Genomic DNA, 23268 nt, shown 5'->3' with positions numbered 1-23268 from the left:
TGACATGACATCGGCCGTAAGTATTCCCGCACACGGGAGCACTGGAGGGCGTACGGCCGTTGCCGCGCGGGCGCGGCAGGTCGTGAAGGCCTACGGGACGGGCGAGACCCGGGTGGTCGCCCTGGACCATGTGGACGTGGACATCGCCCGCGGTCAGTTCACCGCGATCATGGGGCCGTCGGGCTCCGGCAAGTCCACGCTGATGCACTGCCTGGCGGGCCTGGACACCGTCACCGAAGGCCAGATCTACCTCGACGAGACCCAGATAACCGGCCTGAAGGACAAGAAGCTCACGCAGCTGCGCCGGGACCGGATCGGTTTCATCTTCCAGGCGTTCAACCTGCTCCCGACGCTGAACGCGATCGAGAACATCACGCTGCCCATGGACATCGCCGGCCGCAAGTACGACCGGGCGTGGCTGGAGCGGGTCGTGGAGACCGTCGGGCTTGCCGGGCGGCTCAAGCACCGGCCGACCCAGCTCTCCGGCGGCCAGCAGCAGCGTGTCGCCGTGGCGCGGGCGCTGGCCGCCCGGCCAGAGATCATCTTCGGTGACGAGCCGACCGGCAACCTCGACTCGCGCGCCGGCGCCGAGGTGCTGGGCTTCCTGCGCCGGTCGGTGGACGAGTTGGGCCAGACCATCGTGATGGTCACCCACGACCCGGTGGCCGCCAGCTACGCGGACCGGGTGCTGTACCTCGCCGACGGCCGGATCGTCGACGAGATGCACCGGCCGACCGCGGAGGCCGTCCTCGACCGCATGAAGGACTTCGACGCCCGGGGGCGCACGTCATGACCGTCGTGAAGACCTCGATGCGCAACTTCCTCGCGCACAAGGGCCGCATGGCGCTCTCGGCGGTGGCGGTGCTGCTGTCGGTGGCGTTCGTGTGCGGCACCCTGGTGTTCACGGACACCATGAACACCACCTTCGACAAGCTCTTCGCGGTCACCTCGTCGGACGTGACGGTCGCCCCGAAGGACGCCGAGGCCGAGGACACGCCGCAGAGCGGGGTGCCCGAGTCGCTTCCGGCGTCCACCCTGGAGAAGATCCGCGCGGCCGAGGGCGTCAAGTCGGCCGAGGGCGCCGTCGTCTCGATGAACGTGACCGTGGTCAACGCGGACAACGACAACGTGGGAGCCACCAACGGCGCCCCGACCCTCGCCGGGAACTGGACCAAGAACGACCTGCGGTCGATGGAGATCACCTCGGGGCACGCGCCGCGCGGCCCGACCGAGGCGATGGTCGACTCCGACACCGCCGACAAGCACGACCTGAAGATCGGCGACGAGCTGCGCACCATCGCGCAGACCGGCGACTTCAAGGCGAAAATCGTCGGCATCGCCTCCTTCACCGTCACCAACCCCGGTGCCGCGGTCGTCTACTTCGACACCCCCACCGCCCAGCGCCAGCTGCTCGGCGCCACGGACCGCTTCAGCCAGTTCAACGTCACCGCCGCGTCCGGCGTCACCGACGCACAGCTCAAGCAGAACGTCTCCGCCGCCCTGGACGGCGGCTCCTTCAAGGTGCAGACCGCCAAGGAGGCGTCCGACGAAGGCCGCGCGGACGTCGGCGAGTTCATGAACGTCATCAAGTACGCCATGCTCGGCTTCGCCGGGATCGCGTTCCTGGTCGGCATCTTCCTGATCATCAACACCTTCTCCATGCTGGTCGCCCAGCGCACCCGTGAGATCGGTCTGATGCGGGCCATCGGCTCCTCCCGCCGGCAGGTCAACCGCTCGGTCCTCGTCGAGGCGTTCCTGCTCGGCGTCGTCGGCTCCGTCCTCGGCGTCGCGGCCGGTGTCGGAATCGCCGTCGGCCTGATGAAGCTGATGTCGGCGGCGGGCATGAACCTCTCCACCGACGACCTGACCATCAAGACGACGACCCCGGTGGTCGGCCTGGTCCTCGGCGTCGTGGTCACGGTCCTGGCCGCCTACCTGCCGGCCCGCCGCGCCGGCAGGATCTCCCCGATGGCCGCCCTGCGCGACGCCGGCACCCCGGCCGACGGCAAGGCCGGCTGGATACGCGGCCTGATCGGCCTGGTCCTCACCGGTGCCGGCGCGGCGGCCCTGTTCACGGCCGCCGCAGCCGACAAGGCGAGCGAGGGCTCGCTGATGCTCGGCGCGGGCATCGTGCTGTCGCTCATCGGCTTCGTCGTCATAGGCCCGCTGCTCGCCGGCTTCGTGGTGCGGGTGATCAGCGCGGTGCTGCTGCGGGCCTTCGGCCCGGTGGGGCGGCTGGCCGAGCGCAACGCCCTGCGCAACCCGCGCCGCACCGGTGCCACCGGTGCCGCCCTGATGATCGGCCTCGCGCTGGTGGCGTGCCTGTCCGTCGTCGGCTCCTCCATGGTCGCCTCGGCCACCAGTGAGCTGGACAAGACGGTCGGCGCGGACTTCATCGTCCAGGGCAACCAGCGGATCGTGCCGCAGGCGGAGAAGGCGATGCAGGGCACGCCCGGCCTGGAGCACGTCACCCGCTACAAGATGCTCGACGCCACGCTGACCTCGCCCGACGGCAAGACCGACGACGACGGCGTCACGGCCGCCGACCCGACCTACGCCCAGGACGTGCGCCGCGCGACGACCGAGGGTGAGCTCTCCGCCGCCTACGGCACCGACGCCATGTCGGTCGGCTCGGACTACGCCAAGAAGCACGGCGTGCACGTCGGCGACACGATCTCCGTCGCCTTCGAGGGCGGCGAGACCGCGAAGCTCAAGGTCGCCGCGATCACGAGCGACGACGTCGCCATCGACCAGGGCGCGCGGTACATCAGCATCGAGACGATGCGGAAGTACCTGCCGGCCGAGAACATCCCGCCGAACACGATCATGTTCGCCAAGGCCGAGGAGGGTCAGGCGGACCAGGCCTACGCGGCGCTGAAGAAGTCCCTGGACGCCTACCCGCAGTACCAGGTGGCCGACCAGACCGACTACAAGCAGGAGCTGAAGGACCAGGTCGGCCAGCTGCTGAACATGGTCTACGGCCTGCTCGCCCTGGCGATCATCGTCGCGGTCCTCGGTGTGGTGAACACGCTGGCGCTGTCGGTGGTCGAGCGCACCCGCGAGATCGGCCTGATGCGGGCGATCGGCCTCTCCCGCCGCCAGCTGCGCCGGATGATCCGCATGGAGTCCGTCGTCATCGCCCTCTTCGGCGCCCTGCTGGGCCTGGGGCTGGGTATGGGCTGGGGCGCCACGGCACAGAAGCTGCTCGCCCTGGAGGGGCTGAACGTCCTCGACATCCCCTGGCCGACGATCATCGGCGTCTTCATCGGCTCGGCCTTCGTGGGCCTCTTCGCGGCCCTGGTCCCGGCCTTCCGCGCCGGCCGCATGAACGTCCTGAACGCGATCGCGACGGAGTAGCACCCGACCCGCCGGCCACCGCACACGGGGGTTGCGGGGGAAGGGCCCGGCGCCGAGTCCACACCGACTCGGCGCCGGGCCCTTTGTACTGACACGCGGCGCGCCGCCTCTTGCCGCCGAGTCGTCCGTCACCCTGGGCGTTCATCCTTCAGTCCACCGAGTCGGGACGGGGGTCCCCGCGCGAGCGCAGCCGAGCGCGGGGAGGGCGGGCACAGGTCCGGGGGTCCGGGGGTCGGAGCCCCCTGGTACGGCCACCGTGGCGCCGTCCACCACGCGCCCCGCGCCGTCCACAGCCCCCGGCGCACGCGAGCGCAGCGTCGTACGCTGGACACCCCCGGCCCTCACCCCGCCGGGCTACTCGTGTTGTCCACCCCAGCACCCAGGACGGAAGCGCCCCCTCCATGAGCCTGCACGGTCTGCTCGACGCCGTCGTCAAGGACACCGCCCTCGCGGAAGCGATCACGGCGGCCGCAGACGGCAACCGCATGCACGTCGACCTGGTCGGCCCGCCCGCCGCCCGTGTCTTCTCGGTCGCCGCGCTGGCCCGCGAGACGGGCCGCCCCGTGCTGGCGGTGACCGCGACGGGGCGTGAGGCGGAGGACCTGGCCGCCGCCCTGCGCTCCCTGCTGCCCCCCGAGGGCGTCGTGGAGTACCCCTCCTGGGAGACCCTTCCGCACGAGCGGCTCAGCCCCCGCAGCGACACGGTCGGCCGCCGCCTCGCCGTACTGCGCCGCCTCGCCCACCCCCGCCCCGACGACCCCGAGACCGGCCCGGTCTCCGTCGTCGTCGCGCCCGTGCGCTCCGTGCTCCAGCCGCAGGTCAAGGGCCTCGGGGACCTGGAGCCGGTCGCCCTGCGCACCGGCCAGAGCGCCGACCTCGACGAGGTCGTCGAGGCCCTGGCGGCCGCCGCGTACGCGCGCGTGGAGCTGGTGGAGAAACGCGGCGAGTTCGCCGTGCGCGGCGGCATCCTGGATGTTTTCCCGCCGACCGAGGAGCACCCCCTCCGCGTCGAGTTCTGGGGCGACGACGTCGAGGAGATCCGCTACTTCAAGGTCGCCGACCAGCGCTCCCTTGAGGTCGCCGACCACGGCCTGTGGGCCCCGCCCTGCCGCGAGCTGCTGCTCACCGAGGACGTGCGCGAGCGGGCCGCAGCCCTGGCCGAGGACCACCCCGAACTGGGCGAACTGCTCGGCAAGATCGCCGAGGGCATCGCGGTCGAGGGCATGGAGTCCCTGGCCCCCGTCCTCGTCGACGACATGGAGCTGCTGCTGGACGTGCTGCCCAAGGGCTCCATGGCGGTGGTCTGCGACCCGGAGCGGGTCCGCACCCGCGCCGCCGACCTGGTCGCCACCTCGCAGGAGTTCCTCCAGGCGTCCTGGGCGGCCACGGCGGGCGGGGGCGAGGCGCCGATCGACGTGGACGCGGCCTCCCTGTGGTCCATCGCGGACGTCCGGGACCGGGCCCGCGAGCTGGACATGATGTGGTGGTCGGTCTCCCCCTTCGCCGCCGACGACGCGCTCGAAGAGGCCGACACCCTCAAGCTCGGCATGCACGCCCCCGAGACCTACCGCGGCGACACCGCCAAGGCGCTGGCCGACACCAAGGGCTGGCTCGCCGACGGCTGGCGCGCGGTCTACCTCACCGAGGGCCACGGCCCGGCCGCCCGCACCGTCGAGGTCCTCGGCGGCGAGGGCATCGCGGCCCGCCTCGACAGCGACCTGGACACGCTCAGCCCCTCCGTCGTCCACGTCTCCTGCGGCTCGATCGACCACGGTTTCGTCGACCGGGCCCTCAAGCTCGCGGTCCTCACCGAGACGGACCTGACCGGGCAGAAGGCCGCCGGCCGCGAGGGCGCCCGGATGCCCGCCCGGCGCCGCAAGACCATCGACCCGCTCACCCTGGAGGCGGGCGACTACATCGTCCACGAGCAGCACGGCGTGGGCCGCTACATCGAGATGGTGCAGCGCACCGTGCAAGGCGCCACGCGCGAGTACCTGGTCGTGGAGTACGCCCCCGCCAAGCGCGGCCAGCCCGGCGACCGCCTCTACATCCCCACCGACCAGCTGGAGCAGATCACCAAGTACGTCGGCGGAGAGGCCCCCACCCTGCACCGCCTGGGCGGCGCGGACTGGACCAAGACCAAGGCCCGCGCCAAGAAGGCGGTCAAGGAGATCGCCGCCGACCTGATCAAGCTCTACAGCGCGCGGATGGCGGCGCCCGGTCACGCCTTCGGCGCGGACACGCCCTGGCAGCGCGAGCTGGAGGACGCCTTCCCGTACGCCGAGACGCCGGACCAGCTCACCACCATCGCCGAGGTCAAGGAGGACATGGAGAAGACGGTCCCCATGGACCGCCTGATCTGCGGCGACGTCGGCTACGGCAAGACCGAGATCGCCGTCCGCGCCGCCTTCAAGGCCGTCCAGGACGGCAAGCAGGTCGCCGTACTGGTCCCCACGACCCTGCTGGTGCAGCAGCACTTCGGGACGTTCAGCGAGCGCTACGCCCAGTTCCCGGTGAGCGTGAAGGCGCTGTCCCGCTTCCAGACCGACACCGAGGCGAAGGCGACCCTGGAGGGCCTGCGCGAGGGCTCGGTGGACATCGTCATCGGCACCCACCGCCTGTTCTCCTCGGAGACCAAGTTCAAGGACCTGGGCCTGGTCATCGTCGACGAGGAGCAGCGCTTCGGCGTCGAGCACAAGGAACAGCTGAAGAAGCTCCGCGCCAACGTCGACGTGCTGACCATGTCCGCCACGCCGATCCCCCGCACCCTGGAGATGGCGGTCACCGGCATCCGCGAGATGTCGACGATCACCACCCCGCCGGAGGAGCGGCACCCGGTGCTGACCTTCGTCGGCCCCTACGAGCACAAGCAGATCGGCGCCGCGATCCGCCGCGAGCTGCTGCGCGAGGGCCAGGTCTTCTACATCCACAACCGGGTCGAGTCCATCGACCGCGCGGCGGCCAAGCTCCGCGAGATCGTCCCCGAGGCGCGGATCGCCACCGCGCACGGCCAGATGTCGGAACAGGCCCTCGAGCAGGTCGTCGTCGACTTCTGGGAGAAGAAGTTCGACGTGCTGGTCTCCACGACCATCGTCGAGTCCGGCATCGACATCTCCAACGCCAACACCCTCATCGTCGAGCGGGGCGACAACTTCGGTCTCAGCCAGCTCCACCAGCTGCGCGGCCGCGTCGGCCGGGGACGGGAACGCGGCTACGCCTACTTCCTCTACCCGCCGGAGAAGCCGCTGACGGAGACGGCGCACGAGCGCCTGGCGACCATCGCCCAGCACACCGAGATGGGCGCGGGCATGTACGTGGCGATGAAGGACCTGGAGATCCGCGGCGCCGGCAACCTGCTGGGCGGCGAGCAGTCCGGCCACATCGCGGGCGTCGGCTTCGACCTGTACGTGCGGATGGTCGGCGAGGCGGTCGCCGACTACCGGGCCTCCCTGGAGGGCGGGGTCGAGGAGGAGCCGCCGCTCGAGGTCAAGATCGAGCTGCCCGTCGACGCGCACGTCCCGCACGACTACGCCCCCGGCGAGCGGCTGCGGCTCCAGGCGTACCGGTCCATCGCCTCCGCGGGCAGCGAGGAGGACGTCAAGGCCGTACGCGAGGAACTCGTCGACCGGTACGGCAAGCTGCCGGAGCCGGTGGAGAACCTGCTGCTGGTCGCGGGCCTGCGCATGCTCGCGCGGGCGTGCGCCGTCGGCGAGATCGTGCTTCAGGGCAACAACATCCGCTTCGCGCCGGTGGAGCTGCGCGAGTCCCAGGAGCTGCGGCTCAAGCGGCTCTACCCCGGTTCCGTCATCAAGGCGGGTACCCACCAGGTCCTCGTGCCGCGTCCGAAGACCGCGAAGGTGGGCGGCAAGCCGCTGGTCGGACGCGAACTGCTCGGCTGGGTCGGGGAGTTCCTCACCTCGATCCTGGGGTCCTGACCAGGGCTTCCCAGGGGAGTCGCAGAAGAAGCCGTCCACGGGGAAGGTCCCGTGGACGGCTTCGCCGTGTTCGGGGGGCTACTGCTGATCCGGCCGGTTGCCTCCACCCTCATGCCCGAAGCCGAGCCTGTCCTCGGCCTGCTGCTGCGCGGTGTCGACGTGCTTCTCGTACTTGCCGCCGGTCCTCTGGTTGACCTGGCGTTCGGCCGCGTCGGACATCTTCCTGGACCTGTCCTTGTCCTTGCCGGCCATGCTCTTCATCTTGTCGAGGATGCCCATGCAGAGCTCCTTCCGAGACGTGACTCACTGTCGACCGTACGACAGATTTGTCCCGCATGCCCAACAAGGCCACCTATGGCCTGAACCTCTCCCTGGCTACGGTGGTGACCGCGAACGGGCAAGGGGAGGGACGCCATGGGGCGGTACGGCAGGACGCGCAACGGATGGGCCGCGTGCGCGGTCCTCACACTGGCGCTGGTCACCGGGTGCGAGGGCGTCGACGGCGAAGGCCCCACGCCGTCGGAGGAGAACGCCGGGGCGCCGGCCGCGGGCCAGGCCGTCAGCCCGCTGCGCAACCCGGACGGCACCGGGCCCGGCCTGGCCCCGGTCACGGGTGACATCGACGAGGCCACGGCCCGCGAGCTCATCGACGGCCTGAAGACCAAGGGACGCGGCCCGAGGACGGGGTACGACCGCGACGAGTTCGGCTACGCCTGGATGGACACGGCCGACGGCGTACCGTTCGCCCGCAACGGCTGCGACACCCGCAACGACCTGCTCCAGCGCGACGGCCAGGACCTGCGCTTCCGCTCCGGGTCGGACTGCGTGGTCGTCGCCATGACGCTGGACGACCCGTACACCGGCACCACCATCGAGTGGCGCAAGCAGGAGGCGAGCGAGGTCCAGATCGACCACGTCGTGCCGCTGTCGTACAGCTGGCAGATGGGCTCCTCGCGGTGGTCCGAGAGCAAGCGCGAGCAACTGGCGAACGACCCGCTCAACCTCATCCCGGTGCAGGGCCGGGCCAACTCCGCCAAGAGCGATTCCGGGCCGGCCTCCTGGCTCCCGCCCGACAAGTCGGTCCGCTGCGCCTACGCGGTCCGCTTCGCACAGGTCGCCGCCAAGTACGAGTTGGCGGTCACGGCACCGGACAAGCGGATGATGTCCCGCCAGTGCGGCGGCTGACCGGGCCGAGGCGGTCGTCGGTCCGGAGAAAACCGCTGTCCTGCCGCGTGTCCGGCTGTCTACGGTGACGCCATGGAGCCGAAGACATGGAGCTGAGGGTTTCGAGCCTCGCCGAGCGCCCGGAGATGCTGGACCGGGTCCGGGAGATGGCCGACAGCTGGCCCGCGTTCGCCGTCGAGGACCTCTCGGGCAACGCCCACTATCCGCGCATCGCGGTCGAGTTTCCTCAGTACGTGCAGTTCGCCGAGGACGAGCACGGCGAGGTCGTCGCCCACGGCCACAGCGTGCCGTTCGCCCTGCACGCCGAGGGGCGTGGCACGCTGCCCGCCCGGGGCTGGGCCGAGGTGCTCGTCTGGGCCTTCGGCGACCTGCGCCGCGGGGTGCGGCCCGACACCGTCAGCGCCGTCTCCGTCACCGTCGCCCCGCACGCGCAGGGGCGCGGCCTGTCCGGCAGGATGCTCGCCGCGATGCGCGACAACGCCCGCACCCGGGGCTTTTGCGAGGTCGTCGCCCCCGTCCGGCCCAGCGCCAAGCACCTCGAACCCCGCGCGTCCATCGAGGAGTACGCCCGCCGCCTGCGCCCGGACGGCCTGCCCCACGACCCCTGGCTGCGCGTCCACGCGCGGGCCGGGGCCACCGTCGACTCCGTGGCCCCGGCCTCCATGACCGTCTCGGGCTCCCTCGGCCAGTGGCGGGACTGGACGGGCCTGCCCTTCGACACCGCCGGGGACGTCGAGGTCCCCGGCGCCCTCGTGCCGGTGCGCTGTGAACCGGAGCGTGGCTACGCGGTGTACGTGGAGCCCAACGTGTGGATGCGGCACCCGCTCTGACTCCCGAGCCGGGGCGTTCGCGGCGGGTGCCGTACGTCGCTCAGGCGTTGCGCCCGTTCATCGCCTCCAGGTCGATGACGTCCCCGGTGGGGGCGTCGGCGGGCACCGGCTCGTCGTAGTCGCCGAAGGTGAGGGTGCCGGCGTCGTTCTCGGACTTGCTCTCGAAGCGCACCAGGTAGGGCTTGCCCTCGGAGGCGATGTAGAGCTTGCTGCGGTCCGCGCCGTCCGTCTCCCACAGGACGAGCACGGGCGTGCCGTCGACGGTGGTGGCCTCGCCGCGGGTCAGCACCGGATCGCTGTCGTCGGCGTCGCCGTCCGTGCCGTCCAGCATCGTGTCCAGGTCGCAGAAGCTCGTCATGTCCTTCGCGTCCGGACCGGTGGCGGACATCTTGGTCCACCGGCCGGCCAGCAGCGACACGAGGGCCTCCGTGTCCGCCTGCGGCTCGCCCTTGCTCTGCGCCCGCAGGAACCGCTCGTCGTACTTCATGTAGACCGCGTCGCCGGTCTTGATGAGCTCGGCCTGGCCCTGGCCGTCCATGCTCATGGTGCCCGCGCACTCGCCCTCGCGGTCCAGGGCGAGGTCGATCCGTATCGTGCCGCCGCTCTCCTCGTCTGGGACGTCGCCGGTCACGCGCAGCGAGCGGGCTCCGGTGGTGGCCTCGAGGGCGCGGTCGGAGATCTCGTCGGCGCTCAGACCGGCGAACGGCTCCGCGGACGCGGAAGCCGAGGCCGACGGTGACTTCTCCGGGTCCGCGTTCTTGTCCGCGTCCGCCTTCTGCCCGGAAGCCGGTCCGGAGGCGGACGCAGCGGCTCCGGTTCCGTCGGGCCCGTCGGCCCTCCCGAAGCCGTCCTGGCCGGACTGGCATCCGGTGAGACTCGCGGTGGCCACCGCGGTGAGGAAGAGAGCGGTGAACGTGGAGCGGCGCAGGTGCCGGCGCATGGCGGAGTCCCCCCAGGAATCCCAGCGAGCGGTGAAGGACGAACTGGTGAATGTCGTGCTGTGAACCGTGAACAGTGCGGCGGGCGCGGACCGGGGCTCAGAAGTTGCCGTTGCCGAGCAGCTCGCCGTCGGCATCGTAGACGGTCACGAGGCCGTTCTCGCTCTGCTTCCAGTCGGCGAACGCCGAGGCGATGAGCTTGGCCGGGCCCATGCCCTCGCCCATGATGCCGCCGGTGAAGTCGGTGTAGACGTCGGCGGTGTCGAGGACGTCGTTCTGCTCCTCGGCGCCCTGCACCTTGGTGACGTGGGCGACGGCCTCCTTCTCCGACGGCGTTCCGTTCTTCTCCACGAACGCCTTGAACCGGTCTGCCTGGGACGCCTTCTCGGCGGCCTTGTCCTCGGCCGGCTTCGCGTCGGACGCGCCGTCGCCCCCGGTGCCGCCGGGCTTCTCCTCGGCGCCGGCGGAGGTCCGGTTGTCGCTCTTGGCCTCGCCGCCCCCGTCGCCGGAGTTCGCCGAGACCGCCCCGATGACGACGAGCCCCACGACGGCGCCCAGCGCGACCTTGGTCTTCATGCCCATGACTGTGTCCCCTCCCGGTGCGGCAACCGCCATCCCTTGACGGCTGCCTGTTGCCGAGGTCAATAAGACCAGAGCTCGTGAACCGAGTCAACCACGTACACGCGAATGTCCGCGTACACGCCGTGAATCGGGTCGGTGTGCTGTCTCGGTATGCTCGGCGCCACACATGTGACGAGGGGAGCCGCGCCGGTGCAGGACAACGCGACTGAAGTGACCGCTGCCGGAATCGCGCGGCTCGCCGGCGTCGGCCGGGCCGCCGTGAGCAACTGGCGCCGCCGCCACGCCGACTTCCCCAAGCCGGTCGGCGGCACCGAGACCAGCCCCTCCTTCGCCCTCGCCGAGGTGGAGGGCTGGCTGCGCGCCCACGGCAAACTCGCCGAGGTCCCGCTGCGGGAGCGGGTCTGGCAGCAAGTCGTCGGCCACCCGGAAGGGCCGGTCACCGCACTCACCCACGCCGGCTGCGTCCTGCTGCTCATCCACGACCGCCCCACCCTCTGGCTGGAGGTCGGCGCCGGCTCCGACGAACGGCTCGCCGCGATGCTTCCCGAGGCGCTGGACCAGGTGCTGACCCCGCGCTTCGGCACGGTCCGCCCGGGACGCCGCAACCCCGGCGGGCGGACGGCCGCGACCTCCCCCGCAGGGACGCCGACCGGGATGCCGACCGGCACGTCGGCCGCCGCGCCGGCTGTGCCCGCCGTGCCCACTGCTCCCGCTGTGAACCCAGCCACCGGCGACCGTGCGACCCCCGGCGTTCACACGGGGGGCGCCGTCAACACCCCCGCCCTCCAGAACCTCACCGGCCCCGCCGCCCTCGCCTCCGCCCCCCTCCTGCGCGGCACCGCCGAACTCGCCGCCGAACTCGGCGCCCGGCAGGCGTTCGAGTTCCTGCTCGGCCGGCACCTCGACGCCAATCCCCGCCAGTACACGCTCACCCCCGCCGAACTGGCCGGCCTCATGGCCGAACTGGCCGGCCCCGCCCGCGCCGTCCTCGACCCCGCCTGCGGCACCGGCGCCCTCCTGCGCGCCGCCGCACCCGGCGGCCCCGTCCCCCGCGGCGCGCACGACGGCCTGTGCCTCCACGCCCAGGACAGCGCCCCCGACCTCGCCGCCCTCACCGCGCTCCGGCTCGCCCTGCACACCCGGGCCACCGTCCGCGCCGCCGCCGGCGACACCCTGCGCGCGGACGCCTTCCCCGGCCTGCGCGCCGACGCCGTCCTGTGCCACCCGCCGTTCAACGAACGCAACTGGGGACACGACGAACTCGCCTACGACGCCCGCTGGGAGTACGGCTTCCCGGCCCGCACCGAGTCCGAGCTGGCCTGGGTGCAGCACGCCCTCGCCCGCCTGCGCGACGAGGGCACCGCCGTCCTGCTCATGCCGCCCGCCGCCGCCTCCCGCCGCTCCGGCCGCCGCATCCGCGCCGACCTGCTGCGCCGGGGCGCGCTGCGGGCCGTGATCGCCCTGCCGGCCGGCGCCGCACCGCCGTACAGCATCCCGCTCCACCTGTGGGTGCTGCGCCGCCCCGGGAAGGCGCCCGCGCGGCCCGAGGTGCTGCTCGCCGACGTCGGGCAGTACACCGGCGAGGGGCGCGGACCGGACTGGCGGGCCGTCAGGGGCGCCGCCCTCGACACCTGGCGGGAGTTCGACCGCACCGGCCGCCTCGGGGAACGGCCCGGCCTGGCCCGGTCCCTGCCCGTCATCGAACTCCTCGACGACGACGTCGACCTGGCCCCCGCCCGCCACCTGCCGCCCCCCGCCGCCGACGGCCCCGGACGGCTCACGGACGTACGCGAACGCCTCGGCGAGACCCTGCGCCTGGCCACCGACCTCACCCCCGCGCCCGCCGGCATCCCGCAGCCCGGCACCGCGCCGCCCGCGCCCCGCTGGCCGCTCACCACCGTCGGCGAACTCGCCCGCGGCGGCGCCCTGCTGCTGCGCACCGGCACGAACGGCGGGCACGCGCGCGTGCCCGTCCTCACCGACCACGACGTACTCGCCGGCACCACCCCCTCGGGCACCCTCCCGGAGAGCGACGAGGAACCCGTGCTGACCGAACGCGGCGACGTCGTCGTCCCGGTCCTCGGCGGCGGCTCCGTCGCCCGTGTGATCGACGCCGCCACCGCCGGCGCCGCCCTGGGCCGCAACCTGGTCCTCCTGCGCCCCGACCCCGCCGCGCTGGACCCGTGGTTCCTCGCCGGGTTCCTGCGCGGCACCGCCAACAACCGCCAGGCCAGCAGCTACGCCTCCACCGCCACCCGCCTCGACGTCCGCCGCCTCCAGCTGCCCCGGCTCCCGCTCGACGCCCAGCTGCGCTACGGCGAACGGTTCCGCGCCCTCGACGAGTTCGAGCGCGCGCTCAGGCTCGCGGGCCGCCTCGGCGAGCAGCTCGTACGGGGGATGTACGACGGGCTGACGGACGGGTCGGTGGCACCCGGGCCATGACCTGGCGGTGATCGGTACGGCAACGGTTCGGTACAACCGGGGACCACTGTCGGCCCCGGCCTATACGCTCGGACTTTCACGCCGAACAACCCGTTCGCCCGTTCGGCACGGCATCATGGTCCAGGAGCAGTCATGTATGGCAACGGCGCCGCCGGGCCGCCGCCCTCCCGCGGCGCGGCCAACGTCACCTCCCTGCGCGTGCTGTTCGCCGCCGCCGGCTTTCTCACCTGCGGTCTGCTCTCCTGCGTCCCCCTGTTCCGGATCGCCGTGCTGCGCGGCAGCCGGCTCGACTGGACGCTGGCGTGGCTGAGCCTTCCGGCGTCCATCGGCTGCCTCGCCGTGGTCGGCTCCCTGCCGGAGACCGACCGCCGGGGGGACGTCGCGATGGCCGCCCTGCTGCTGATCGGAGCGGCGGCCAGCGCGCACTTCCTGGTGGCCGACATACGCCTGCACGCCGCGCGGCCGCCGTTCCCCGGCCCGCAGTCGTACCCCGGCCACCAGCCGTACGCCGTCCCCGGTCCGCACTACGCCCAGACGCAGCCCGCCGTCGGCCCGTACCCGCCCACGTACCCGTCGCAGTCCCCGCTGCGCCCGGACCCACGGCACGCTCCCCCCGGGGTCCAGACACCCGTGCCTCAGCCGCCCGTGCCCGGACCGGCGGTGGCCCGCACCCCCGTGCCGCAGCCGCCCGCCCCCACGCCGCCTCCCCAGCACCCCGCCCCCGCCCGCATCGACCAGGTCCGTGCCGAGCTCGACGAGCTCAGCGACTACCTGCGCAAGCACGACGGCACGGGCGACGGCCGCGGCGGTGGCAGCCACGAGGGCGGAAGGTGACCGTGGCGACCGGACGCGTCGTCGCCGGCCGGTACGAGCTGTCCACGCTCATCGGGCAGGGCGGCATGGGACAGGTCTGGACGGCCTACGACGGGCGCCTGGACCGGCGCGTGGCGGTGAAGCTGCTGCGCCCCGACAAGGTGGCCGGCCAGGAGGCCGACGAACTGCGGCGCCGCTTCGTGCGGGAGTGCCGGGTGACCGCACAGGTCGACCACCCCGGTCTGGTCACCGTGCACGACGCGGGCAGCGAGGGCGAGGAGCTGTTCCTCGTCATGCAGTACGTCGACGGCGCCGACCTCTCCGACCACCTCGCCGAGAACGACCCCTACCCCTGGCAGTGGGCGGTCGCCGTGGCCGCGCAGCTGTGCGCCGTACTGAGCGCCGTGCACGCCGTGCCGATCGTCCACCGCGACCTCAAGCCGCGCAACGTGATGGTGAAGCAGGACGGCACCGTCACCGTCCTCGACCTCGGCGTCGCCTCCGTCATGGACGCCGACACCACCCGCCTCACCCACACCGGCACCCCCATCGGCTCGCCCGCCTACATGGCGCCCGAACAGGCGATGGGCGGCGCCGTCGGTCCGTACACCGACCTGTACGCACTCGGCGTACTCCTGCACGAACTGCTCAGCGGAGACGTCCCCTTCGCGGGATCGACCGCACTCGGCGTGCTCCACCGGCACCTGTACGAGCCGCCGCTGCCCGTGCGCCGCATCCGCCCCGAGGTCCCCGAGGCGCTCGAAACCCTGGTCCTGCGCCTGCTCGCCAAGGATCCGCAGCACCGCCCCGCCTCCGCCCAGGAGGTCTACGAGCACCTGGCCCTGCTGCTGCCCGCGCGCTCCATGCCCACCGGCGGTCCCCTCGACCCCACCCGCCCCTTCGTACGCCCGCACGCGCCCTGGCCCGACCGGGCCCGCACCCCCGCGCCCCGGCCCGCCCCCGCCCCGCCGGCCGCCGAGGCCGGCAAGCCGGACGTCGCCCGCGCCGTGGACGACGTCAAACGCCTCCTCGGCGAGGGCCGCATCACCCAGGCCGTCGACATCCTCGGCGCGATCCTGCCCGCCGCCGCCGAACAGCACGGCGAGCGTTCCCCGGTCGTGCGCACCCTGCGCAAGCAGTACGCGGCCACCCTCATGGACGACGGCCAGTACCGGCGCGCCCTGCCCGAGCTGCGCCGCCTCGCCGACGAGCGTGCCGCCGAGGCCGGCCAGGCCGACCCCCAGTCCCTGCGTCACCGCTACGACGCCGCCCAGTGCCTGGAACAGCTCGGCGAACCGGCCGCCGCCCTCGCCGAGTACCGGGTGCTGCTGCCGTACTACGAGAACCAGTACGTCGCCGGCGACCCCGACCTCGCCCACGACGTCCGCCGCCGCATCGGCCACCTGCTCCTCGCCCTCGGCGACCGCGCCGCCGCCCACGAGACGCTGGGCCGGCTGCTGCATGACGTGGAGCACCTGCACGGCCCCGGCCACCCGCTCGCGGCGGAGATCCGGCGCACCCTGCAGTGGCTCGGCCAGGTACGCGGCTGACGGCCACCACCCCGGCCGGGGCGCGGCGGTGCCGGAAGTCCCGGTGAATCGTTGGTCGAATGGGTTGGCCAGAGCCGGACCACTGCCTACCATCGATCATCGCAAGACTTTGTGCACCGTCGCACAATCTCCTCGGGAGGTTCCCTTGCACCGCCGCCGTCGCACCGCGCTCCTGTTCACCGCCGCGATCGCCGCCGCGGCGCCCCTGCTCACCGCGTGCGGCAGCGACGCGCACCCGGGAGCCGCCGCCGTGGTCGGCGACCAGCGGATCACCGTCGCCCAGCTGGAGAACCGGGTCGACGAGGTGCGCGAGGCACAGCGGGCCGCCGTCCCCGACGACGCCCAGTACCAGCAGGTCCTCGCCAGGACCGGCAGCCTCACCCGCGACACCCTGCACGGCATGGTCCTCGACCGGGTGCTGCACCGGGCCGCCGAGGACGCGGGCGTGACCGTCAGCCGCAAGGAGGTCCAGGAGCTGCGCGGGGGCCTGGAGGAGCAGGCCGGCGGCCCCGAGCAGCTCGAGACGCTCTGGCTGCAGCAGTACGGCGTGGCCCCCGACCGCCTGGACGACAATCTCCGCGTCCAGCTGGAGGCCCAGAAGCTCGCCGAGAGCCTCGGCACCGACACCAGCCGGCCCGAGTTCTGGCAGGCCCTGGCGAAGGCGTCCGACCAGCTCGACATCGACCTGAACCCGCGCTACGGCGACTGGGACGTCCAGAAGAGCAGCCGCGTCGACACCGAGACCCCGTGGGTCCGGGAGATCACGGCGTCACAGACCCGGCAGACGGCGTAACGGTCCTGCGGGACACCACCCGCGACCCTTGTGGACAAGCCGGCCCGGCCCCCTGTGGACAACTCGGGGGGCCACCGGCCTCGTGCGTTACGTTCTGAAGGTGAACGCAACCAGCGCCGACACCACCTCCGGCACCGCTCCCGACCCCGGCCGCATCGTCCTGCTCACCACCAGCCACCGCGTCGCCCCCGGCCTGCTGTCCTGGCCCGCCTGGCAGGCCCTGCGCACCGCCGACCGCGTGCTGTGCGCCGACGGCGCGCACCCGCAGCTGCCGTACCTGCGCGAGGCCGGCATACGGGTCGACGAGGCCGCCCCGGCCGCCGAGGAGCTGGTCACCGCCTGCGCCGGCGGGCACACCGTGGTCGTCGTCGCCACCGGTGAGGGCGAGCCCGCCCTCACCGACGGGCTGGCCCGCCTCGCGGGCTCCGGCCGCGTCTCCATGCCGGACCTGGAACTGCTCCCGGCCTCCTACGACCTCCCCGGCGCCCGCCTGCTCGACCTCGTCCAGGTCATGGACCGCATCCGCGTCGAGTGCCCGTGGTCCTCGCAGCGCACCCACAAGGGCCTGGCCAAGTACGCGATCGAGGAGGCGTACGAACTCGTCGAAGCGATCGAGGACGGCGACCGCGACGAGCTCCGCGAGGAACTGGGCGACGTGCTCCTCCAGGTCGTCTTCCACGCCCGTATCGCCGAGGAGGACCTCGAAGCCCCGTTCTCCGTCGACGACGTGGCCGCGACCATCGTCGACAAGCTCGTCCACCGCCACCCGCACGTCTTCGGCGACGCCACGGCGACCACCCCCGAAGAGGTCAGGGAGCACTGGCTGCGCACCAAGGCGGACGAGAAGCAGCGCGCCTCGGTCACCGACGGCGTCCCCCTCGGCCAGCCCGGCCTGGCCCTCGCCGCCAAGCTCGCCTCCCGGGTCCGTTCCGCGGGCCTCCCGGTCCCCCTGCCCTCCGGCGAGGGCGTCGGCTACGAACTGCTCGCCCTGGCCGCCCGCGCCGAAGCAGAGGGCACGGACCCCGAGGCGGCCCTGAGAGCGGCGGCCCGGGCCTACCGGGACGCGATCAGGGAGGTCGAGGCATGACCGGCCCGGCACCCGTCCCCGCCCCGGCCCCGGGACCCGAGCTGTTCACCTGGGAGTTCGCCGCCGACCCGTACCCCGCCTACGCCTGGCTGCGCGAGCACGCCCCGGTGCACCGCACCCGGCTGCCCAGCGGAGTGGAGGCCTGGCTGGTCACCCGGTACGCGGACGCCAGGCAGGCGCTCGCCGACCCGCGGCTGTCCAAGAACCCGGCCCACCACGACGAGCCCGCGCACGCCAAGGGCAAGACCGGCATTCCGGGGGAGCGGAAGGCCGAGCTGATGACCCACCTGCTGAACATCGACCCGCCGGACCACACCCGGCTGCGCAGGCTGGTCAGCAAGGCGTTCACGCCCCGCCGGGTCGCCGAGTTCGCGCCCCGGGTGCAGGAGCTGGCGGACGACCTCATCGACCGGTTCGCGCAGACCGGGAGCGCCGACCTGATCCACGAGTTCGCCTTCCCGCTGCCCATCTACGCCATCTGCGACCTGCTCGGCGTCCCCCGTGAGGACCAGGACGACTTCCGGGACTGGGCGGGCATGATGATCCGTCACGGGGGAGGACCCCGGGGCGGGGTCGCGCGGTCGGTGAAGAAGATGCGGGGCTACCTCGCCGACCTCATCCACCGCAAGCGTGCCGCGCTGCCGGCCCAGCCCGGCCCCGGCGAGGACCTGATCTCCGGCCTGATCCGCGCCTCCGACCACGGCGAGCACCTCACCGAGAACGAGGCCGCGGCGATGGCCTTCATCCTGCTCTTCGCCGGCTTCGAGACCACCGTCAACCTGATCGGCAACGGCACGTACGCCCTGCTCACCCACCCCGAGCAGCGGGACCGCCTGCAGAGGTCCCTCGCCGCCGGCGAGCGTGCGCTGCTGGAGACCGGCGTCGAGGAACTCCTGCGCTACGACGGCCCGGTGGAGATGGCCACCTGGCGCTTCGCCACCCGGCCTCTCTCCCTCGGCGGGCAGGACATCGCGCCCGGCGACCCCGTCCTCGTCGTCCTGGCCGCCGCCGACCGGGACCCGGAGCGCTTCACGGACCCGGACACCCTCGACCTCGCCCGCCGGGACAGCCAGCACCTGGGGTACGGCCACGGCATCCACTACTGCCTCGGGGCCCCGCTCGCCCGGCTGGAGGGACAGACCGCGCTCGCCACGCTCCTCACCCGCCTCCCGGACCTCCGGCTCGCCGCGGAGCCGGAGGAACTGCGCTGGCGCGGCGGGCTCATCATGCGAGGTCTGCGCACCTTGCCCGTGTCCTTCACACCCGTTGCAACATCGGCGGGTCATGGTCCGCCCCCGAAGTAAAAGTGACACGCGCTCAACTTTGTGATCTTCACGTGATCTGCGCGGCATGAACTTGTGACAAGCGATCATCTGCCTATACGTTCACGGATCAACGTGGCCTGAGCATTACCGCCGCGCGGTCCCCGCTGTCTCGTGAAAGGTCGTCGCATGCTCTCCGGGAACGGTCGTCACCGTCGCCCCCGCCAGGCCCCCGCCCTGGTCGTCGCCGCCGGAGTGACCGGCTCCGCCATCGCGATCCCCCTCCTCGGCGCCACCGGCGCCCACGCGGCCGACGGCGCGAACTGGGACCGGGTCGCCGAGTGCGAGACCGGCGGAGCCTGGAGCCAGAACAGCGGCAACGGGTACTACGGCGGCCTCCAGATCTCCCAGGAGGCCTGGGAGCGGTACGGCGGCCTCGAGTACGCGCGGAGCGCCGACCAGGCCAGCCGCTCCCAGCAGATAAGAATCGCCGAGAAGATACACGCGGACCAGGGCATCGCCGCCTGGCCGACCTGTGGTCTGCTCGCGGGACTGGGCAACGACTCGGGGATCGTGGACGGCGCCACGGGTTCGGCCGGGGACGGCTCGCCGGGGACCGCGGACCCCTCGCAGGCGCCCACCGCTCCGGAGACGAGTGACCCGTCCGGCACGGCCGACCCGTCCGGGTCTACGGGCACGTCCGGCTCGACGGCTTCGGGCGAGGCGTCCGACCCGGCCGCCGGGGCGTCGCCTTCGTCGTCTCCTTCGCCGACTTCTGACCCTTCGTCGACCGATGAGGGCGAAACGCCCAAGACGGGCGCATCGGCCGAATCCGGCTCGGCGGCAAGTGCCGACCCGCAGGAATCCGGCAGCTCGTCCACCGGTACCACCAAGACCGATGAAACGGACAAGGTGGGGCAGAGTGACGGTTCTTCGGCGGCCGCCGGTGGTGGGGAGTCGGGTGCGGGGCGGCACCGTGGTGACAGTGCCGACGAGAGCGCGACGAGCGGCCGCGCGGACGACCGTGCGGACGCCTCTTCGGGCCGGCACGCCTCGCGCGGTGAGGGTGAGGCCCGGGAGGCCGTGGACGGCTCGTACACGGTCCGTTCCGGCGACAGTCTCTGGGGCATCGCCGACTCCCTTGAGCTCGACGGCGGGTGGCGTTCGCTCTACGCCGGCAACAAGGACGTCGTCGGGTCCGACCCGGACCACATCCTGCCCGGTCAGACGCTCACGGTCACGGGCGAATCGGGCGAAAAGTAGGGGGAGTTCACGTCACGGTTAGAGGCTGTATGTCCGTTTTGGATCTCGTGAGAGATAGGTCTCAGAAGCCGTGATCGTCTTTGAAAAACCGCGGAGCGCGTGTCTACGGTCATGACCGCTCGCCACCGCGGGCCCCGGCTGCCGCAACGCCGAATCCTGCCAGCGGCCGTACGGGAACAGTCGTCGCTTCGAGCGCCGCAGGCAGGAGCGGGGGACCCAAGGTAGGTGCCGCACCGGGCAGTTGAGCCGGAGCGGCTAGGGGTGAAGCCGAGTTCCGCGAGGAACCCGGCCGGGCAACTCAACCGGCCCGAACCCGACAGCTCACCTCGCAGGCGTCGGTGAGGGGATCAACCATGCTGTTTTCCGGCAAGGGCAAGCACCGCCGCCCGTCCAAGGCCACCCGTATCGTCGCCGTCGCCGGTGTCACCGGTGCCGCCGTCGCCGCCCCGCTGATGGCGGCCGGCAACGCCTCCGCCGCCACCGCGTCCGAGTGGGACGCCGTCGCGCAGTGCGAGTCCGGCGGCAACTGGTCCATCAACACGGGCAACGGTTACTACGGCGGCCTGCAGTTCTCCGCCTCCACCTGGGCCGGCTACGGCGGCACGCAGTACGCCGCGACCGCCGACCAGGCGACCAAGGCGCAGCAGATCGAGATCGCCGAGAAGGTGCTCGCGGGCCAGGGCAAGGGTGCCTGGCCGGTCTGCGGCACCGGCCTGTCGAACGCCGCGTACACCGGCGGCGGCTCCGAGAGCCAGGACAGCGGCTCCTCGCAGAGCCAGGACAGCGGCTCCACCGCCGAGCGCTCCACCGAGCAGAAGGCCTCCCGCTCCGACGAGCGCCCGGCCGCCGAGCCGAAGGCCGAGAAGCCCGCCGAGAAGAAGACCGTCACCACCCCGACCGGCAAGAAGGTCGAGAAGGGCGACGGCGAGTACAAGGTCGTCAAGGGTGACACCCTCAGCTCGATCGCCGAGGAGCACGACGTCGAGGGCGGCTGGGCGAAGCTGTTCAAGCTGAACGACGACATCGTCGACGACGCCGACCTGATCTACCCGGGCCAGCAGCTGCACCTGAAGTAAGCGGCGGCCCCCTGCTCCCGCCCCGGTGCGTGTTCCCCCGTACGCACCGGGGCGGGTTTTTCACGCCCCGGATCCGTCCGCGATTGCGAACGGGTTTTCGGAAACGTCTTTGTTCCGTTCGGAAACAATTTACTCTCGGTTCTGTCCAGCGGGTGGGCGATCGGCTGGCCGATCGCCCGGAGCCGGTTAGGCTCGGTCCCGCAGAGCCGCCGCGGTCCTCGGACCCGCGCGCGTCACACCGAAGCGTCACATTGAAGAAGGAGATGCTCGTGCCGTCCATCGACGTCGTCGTAGCCCGGGAAATCCTGGACTCCCGAGGCAACCCCACGGTCGAGGTCGAGGTCGGCCTCGACGACGGCAGCACGGGTCGTGCCGCCGTTCCCTCCGGTGCCTCCACCGGCGCCTTCGAGGCCATCGAACTCCGTGACGGCGATGCGGGCCGTTACCTGGGCAAGGGCGTCGAGAAGGCCGTCCTCGCCGTCATCGAGCAGATCGGCCCGGAGCTGGTCGGCTACGACGCCACCGAGCAGCGCCTGATCGACCAGGCCATGTTCGACCTGGACGCCACCGACAACAAGGGCTCGCTGGGCGCCAACGCCATCCTCGGCGTCTCCCTCGCCGTCGCCCACGCCGCCTCCGAGGCGTCCGACCTCCCGCTCTTCCGCTACCTGGGCGGTCCCAACGCGCACCTGCTGCCGGTGCCGATGATGAACATCCTGAACGGCGGCTCGCACGCCGACTCCAACGTGGACATCCAGGAGTTCATGATCGCGCCGATCGGCGCGGAGTCCTTCTCCGAGGCCCTGCGCTGGGGTGCCGAGGTCTACCACACCCTGAAGAAGGTCCTGAAGAGCAAGGGCCTGGCCACCGGCCTCGGCGACGAGGGCGGCTTCGCCCCGAACCTCGGCTCCAACCGCGAGGCCCTCGACCTCATCCTCGAGGCGATCAAGGAGGCCGGCTACACCCCCGGCGAGCAGATCGCCCTCGCGCTCGACGTGGCCGCCTCCGAGTTCTACAAGGACGGCGCCTACACCTTCGAGGGCAAGACGCGCTCGGCCGCCGAGATGACCGAGTACTACGCCGAGCTGGTCGACGCGTACCCGCTGGTCTCCATCGAGGACCCGCTGTTCGAGGACGACTGGGAGGGCTGGAAGACCATCACCGAAAAGCTCGGTGACAAGGTCCAGCTCGTCGGCGACGACCTGTTCGTCACCAACCCGGAGCGCCTGGCCCGCGGCATCGACGAGAACGCCGCCAACGCGCTCCTCGTCAAGGTCAACCAGATCGGTTCGCTGACCGAGACCCTGGACGCCGTGGAGCTGGCCCAGCGCAACGGCTTCAAGTGCATGATGTCCCACCGCTCCGGCGAGACCGAGGACGTCACCATCGCCGACCTGGCCGTCGCCACCAACTGCGGCCAGATCAAGACCGGCGCCCCGGCCCGCTCCGAGCGCGTCGCCAAGTACAACCAGCTGCTGCGCATCGAGGAGATCCTCGACGACGCCGCGGTGTACGCCGGCCGCAGCGCCTTCCCCCGCTTCAAGGGCTGAGCGCCGCTCCTGTAGGCAGCGTCGTACGTACGTCCCCGTACTCGGTCCCGTACCGTGTGCGGGGACGTACGCACGTGTGGACTTAAGGCGGGGACAGACATGGCGGTGAAGGACCGGGACCGTTTCTCCACCGCGACCAGGATCCGGATCATCGGGGAACAGACCGCGGCCCGGGTCTACCGTTCGCAGACCAAGCGCCAGGCCCGCCGCTCCCGCCTGACCGGCCGGGCCGCGCTGCTGGCGATGGTGCTCTGCTCGCTCGTCGTCGCGCTCGCCTACCCGATACGGCAGTACGTCGCCCAGCGTGCCGAGATCGCCGACCTCCGGCGGGAGCAGCAGGAGACCCGGGAGCGGGTCGAGCAGCTGCGCGACCTCAAGGCGCGCTGGCAGGACGACGCCTACGCCGAGCAGCAGATCCGGCTGCGGCTGCACTACGTGATGCCGGGGGAGACGGGCTTCATCGTCGTCGACCCGGACGCGGCCCGGCAGGCCCGCGCCGAGGCGGGTGCCGCCGACCGCCCCTGGTACCGGAACGTGTGGGACGGCATCGACAAGGCCGACGCCGCCGGCCGGCGGTGAACCGGCGGAGCCGGCCGTGAACCGAC

Annotated in this window: 18 protein-coding genes and 1 riboswitch; of the genes, 15 read left to right on the top strand and 3 right to left on the bottom strand. The window is 72.2% G+C overall.

All coding sequences use genetic code 11. The features are described from left to right. Positions 1-4 precede the first annotated feature (4 nt). The 3 genes from ACFW47_RS12310 (at position 5) to mfd (ending at position 7292) form a co-directional block, all read left to right on the top strand. Positions 5-793 (top strand): ABC transporter ATP-binding protein, encoded by a 789-nt coding sequence (locus tag ACFW47_RS12310; RefSeq protein WP_386281142.1) that lies wholly within the window; start codon positions 5-7, stop codon positions 791-793. Then, positions 790-3357: an ABC transporter permease gene (locus tag ACFW47_RS12305; protein ID WP_386281144.1), complete on the top strand. Its 2568-nt coding sequence runs from the start codon at positions 790-792 to the stop codon at positions 3355-3357. Before ACFW47_RS12310 ends, ACFW47_RS12305 begins: the two co-directional genes overlap by 4 nt. Before the next feature lie 401 nt (positions 3358-3758). Then, positions 3759-7292: a transcription-repair coupling factor gene (mfd, locus tag ACFW47_RS12300; RefSeq protein ID WP_386281146.1), complete on the top strand. Its 3534-nt coding sequence runs from the start codon at positions 3759-3761 to the stop codon at positions 7290-7292. Between the two features lie 78 nt (positions 7293-7370). Here the strand turns inward: mfd and ACFW47_RS12295 are convergent, their stop codons facing one another. Then, positions 7371-7571 carry an antitoxin gene (locus ACFW47_RS12295; protein ID WP_386305726.1) on the bottom strand — a complete coding sequence of 67 codons (201 nt, stop codon included), beginning with the start codon at positions 7569-7571 and terminating at the stop codon, positions 7371-7373. A 135-nt stretch (positions 7572-7706) separates the two neighbouring features. Here ACFW47_RS12295 and ACFW47_RS12290 point away from each other — a divergent pair, with 135 nt between their 5' ends. Together ACFW47_RS12290 and ACFW47_RS12285 are read left to right on the top strand one after the other, a co-directional pair. Continuing rightward, entirely contained in the window at positions 7707-8477 is a 771-nt protein-coding gene (locus tag ACFW47_RS12290; RefSeq protein WP_386305724.1) for an HNH endonuclease family protein, read from the top strand. A gap of 86 nt (positions 8478-8563) precedes the next feature. Then, a complete protein-coding gene (locus ACFW47_RS12285) occupies positions 8564-9307 on the top strand; it encodes an N-acetyltransferase (protein WP_386305722.1) in 744 nt (247 codons plus the stop codon). Between the two features lie 40 nt (positions 9308-9347). On the opposite strand, the gene ACFW47_RS12280 is transcribed toward ACFW47_RS12285, so the two are convergent. Both ACFW47_RS12280 and ACFW47_RS12275 read right to left on the bottom strand, forming a co-directional pair. After that, entirely contained in the window at positions 9348-10247 is a 900-nt protein-coding gene (locus ACFW47_RS12280) for a hypothetical protein (RefSeq protein WP_386305720.1), read from the bottom strand. Between the two features lie 97 nt (positions 10248-10344). Continuing rightward, positions 10345-10827: a hypothetical protein gene (locus ACFW47_RS12275; protein WP_386305719.1), complete on the bottom strand. Its 483-nt coding sequence runs from the start codon at positions 10825-10827 to the stop codon at positions 10345-10347. Between the two features lie 150 nt (positions 10828-10977). On the opposite strand from ACFW47_RS12275, the gene ACFW47_RS12270 reads away from it, so the two are divergent. The 10 genes from ACFW47_RS12270 to ACFW47_RS12225 all read left to right on the top strand — a co-directional run bounded on the left by ACFW47_RS12270 (position 10978) and on the right by ACFW47_RS12225 (position 23242). After that, entirely contained in the window at positions 10978-13269 is a 2292-nt protein-coding gene (locus ACFW47_RS12270) for an N-6 DNA methylase (protein ID WP_386281157.1), read from the top strand. A 132-nt stretch (positions 13270-13401) separates the two neighbouring features. Continuing rightward, on the top strand, positions 13402-14103 hold the full coding sequence (locus tag ACFW47_RS12265) for a hypothetical protein (protein WP_386305717.1): 702 nt from the start codon (positions 13402-13404) through the stop codon (positions 14101-14103). 38 nt (positions 14104-14141) lie between these two features. Next, a complete protein-coding gene (pkaE, locus tag ACFW47_RS12260) occupies positions 14142-15632 on the top strand; it encodes a serine/threonine protein kinase PkaE (RefSeq protein ID WP_386281267.1) in 1491 nt (496 codons plus the stop codon). Between the two features lie 145 nt (positions 15633-15777). Then, positions 15778-16425: a SurA N-terminal domain-containing protein gene (locus ACFW47_RS12255; protein ID WP_386281161.1), complete on the top strand. Its 648-nt coding sequence runs from the start codon at positions 15778-15780 to the stop codon at positions 16423-16425. Positions 16426-16525: 100 nt separating this feature from the next. After that, positions 16526-17512: a nucleoside triphosphate pyrophosphohydrolase gene (locus ACFW47_RS12250; protein WP_386281163.1), complete on the top strand. Its 987-nt coding sequence runs from the start codon at positions 16526-16528 to the stop codon at positions 17510-17512. Continuing rightward, the gene (locus ACFW47_RS12245; RefSeq protein WP_386281165.1) at positions 17509-18816 is read left to right on the top strand and encodes a cytochrome P450; all 1308 of its coding nucleotides are present in this window, start codon (positions 17509-17511) and stop codon (positions 18814-18816) included. Before ACFW47_RS12250 ends, ACFW47_RS12245 begins: the two co-directional genes overlap by 4 nt. Before the next feature lie 147 nt (positions 18817-18963). Beyond that, a complete protein-coding gene (locus tag ACFW47_RS12240; RefSeq protein ID WP_386305715.1) occupies positions 18964-20037 on the top strand; it encodes a transglycosylase family protein in 1074 nt (357 codons plus the stop codon). A gap of 183 nt (positions 20038-20220) precedes the next feature. Then, a riboswitch (cyclic di-AMP (ydaO/yuaA leader) is annotated at positions 20221-20387 on the top strand. A gap of 3 nt (positions 20388-20390) precedes the next feature. Next, positions 20391-21113, top strand: coding sequence for a transglycosylase family protein (locus ACFW47_RS12235; protein WP_386281169.1), 723 nt, complete (start codon positions 20391-20393; stop codon positions 21111-21113). Between the two features lie 269 nt (positions 21114-21382). Next, a complete protein-coding gene (gene eno, locus ACFW47_RS12230) occupies positions 21383-22663 on the top strand; it encodes a phosphopyruvate hydratase (RefSeq protein ID WP_386281171.1) in 1281 nt (426 codons plus the stop codon). A gap of 99 nt (positions 22664-22762) precedes the next feature. Continuing rightward, positions 22763-23242, top strand: a complete 480-nt coding sequence (locus tag ACFW47_RS12225; protein WP_386281173.1) for a septum formation initiator family protein — start codon at positions 22763-22765, stop codon at positions 23240-23242. Positions 23243-23268 lie beyond the last annotated feature (26 nt).

This window comes from Streptomyces sp. NPDC058796 (genome assembly GCF_042745235.1).
In the GTDB taxonomy this organism is placed as follows: Bacteria; Actinomycetota; Actinomycetes; order Streptomycetales; family Streptomycetaceae; genus Streptomyces.
This window is presented reverse-complemented; position numbering and strand designations above follow the sequence as displayed.

What these genes read in the sequence shown, in the direction of transcription:
- ACFW47_RS12310 (WP_386281142.1), top strand. Translation starts at nt 5, where the DNA reads ATGACATCGGCCGTAAGTATTCCCGCACACGGGAGCACTGGAGGGCGT.
- ACFW47_RS12305 (WP_386281144.1), top strand. Translation starts at nt 790, where the DNA reads ATGACCGTCGTGAAGACCTCGATGCGCAACTTCCTCGCGCACAAGGGC.
- mfd (WP_386281146.1), top strand. Translation starts at nt 3,759, where the DNA reads ATGAGCCTGCACGGTCTGCTCGACGCCGTCGTCAAGGACACCGCCCTC.
- ACFW47_RS12295 (WP_386305726.1), bottom strand. Translation starts at nt 7,571, where the DNA reads ATGGGCATCCTCGACAAGATGAAGAGCATGGCCGGCAAGGACAAGGAC.
- ACFW47_RS12290 (WP_386305724.1), top strand. Translation starts at nt 7,707, where the DNA reads ATGGGGCGGTACGGCAGGACGCGCAACGGATGGGCCGCGTGCGCGGTC.
- ACFW47_RS12285 (WP_386305722.1), top strand. Translation starts at nt 8,564, where the DNA reads ATGGAGCTGAGGGTTTCGAGCCTCGCCGAGCGCCCGGAGATGCTGGAC.
- ACFW47_RS12280 (WP_386305720.1), bottom strand. Translation starts at nt 10,247, where the DNA reads ATGCGCCGGCACCTGCGCCGCTCCACGTTCACCGCTCTCTTCCTCACC.
- ACFW47_RS12275 (WP_386305719.1), bottom strand. Translation starts at nt 10,827, where the DNA reads ATGGGCATGAAGACCAAGGTCGCGCTGGGCGCCGTCGTGGGGCTCGTC.
- ACFW47_RS12270 (WP_386281157.1), top strand. Translation starts at nt 10,978, where the DNA reads ATGCTCGGCGCCACACATGTGACGAGGGGAGCCGCGCCGGTGCAGGAC.
- ACFW47_RS12265 (WP_386305717.1), top strand. Translation starts at nt 13,402, where the DNA reads ATGTATGGCAACGGCGCCGCCGGGCCGCCGCCCTCCCGCGGCGCGGCC.
- ACFW47_RS12245 (WP_386281165.1), top strand. Translation starts at nt 17,509, where the DNA reads ATGACCGGCCCGGCACCCGTCCCCGCCCCGGCCCCGGGACCCGAGCTG.
- ACFW47_RS12240 (WP_386305715.1), top strand. Translation starts at nt 18,964, where the DNA reads ATGCTCTCCGGGAACGGTCGTCACCGTCGCCCCCGCCAGGCCCCCGCC.
- ACFW47_RS12235 (WP_386281169.1), top strand. Translation starts at nt 20,391, where the DNA reads ATGCTGTTTTCCGGCAAGGGCAAGCACCGCCGCCCGTCCAAGGCCACC.
- ACFW47_RS12225 (WP_386281173.1), top strand. Translation starts at nt 22,763, where the DNA reads ATGGCGGTGAAGGACCGGGACCGTTTCTCCACCGCGACCAGGATCCGG.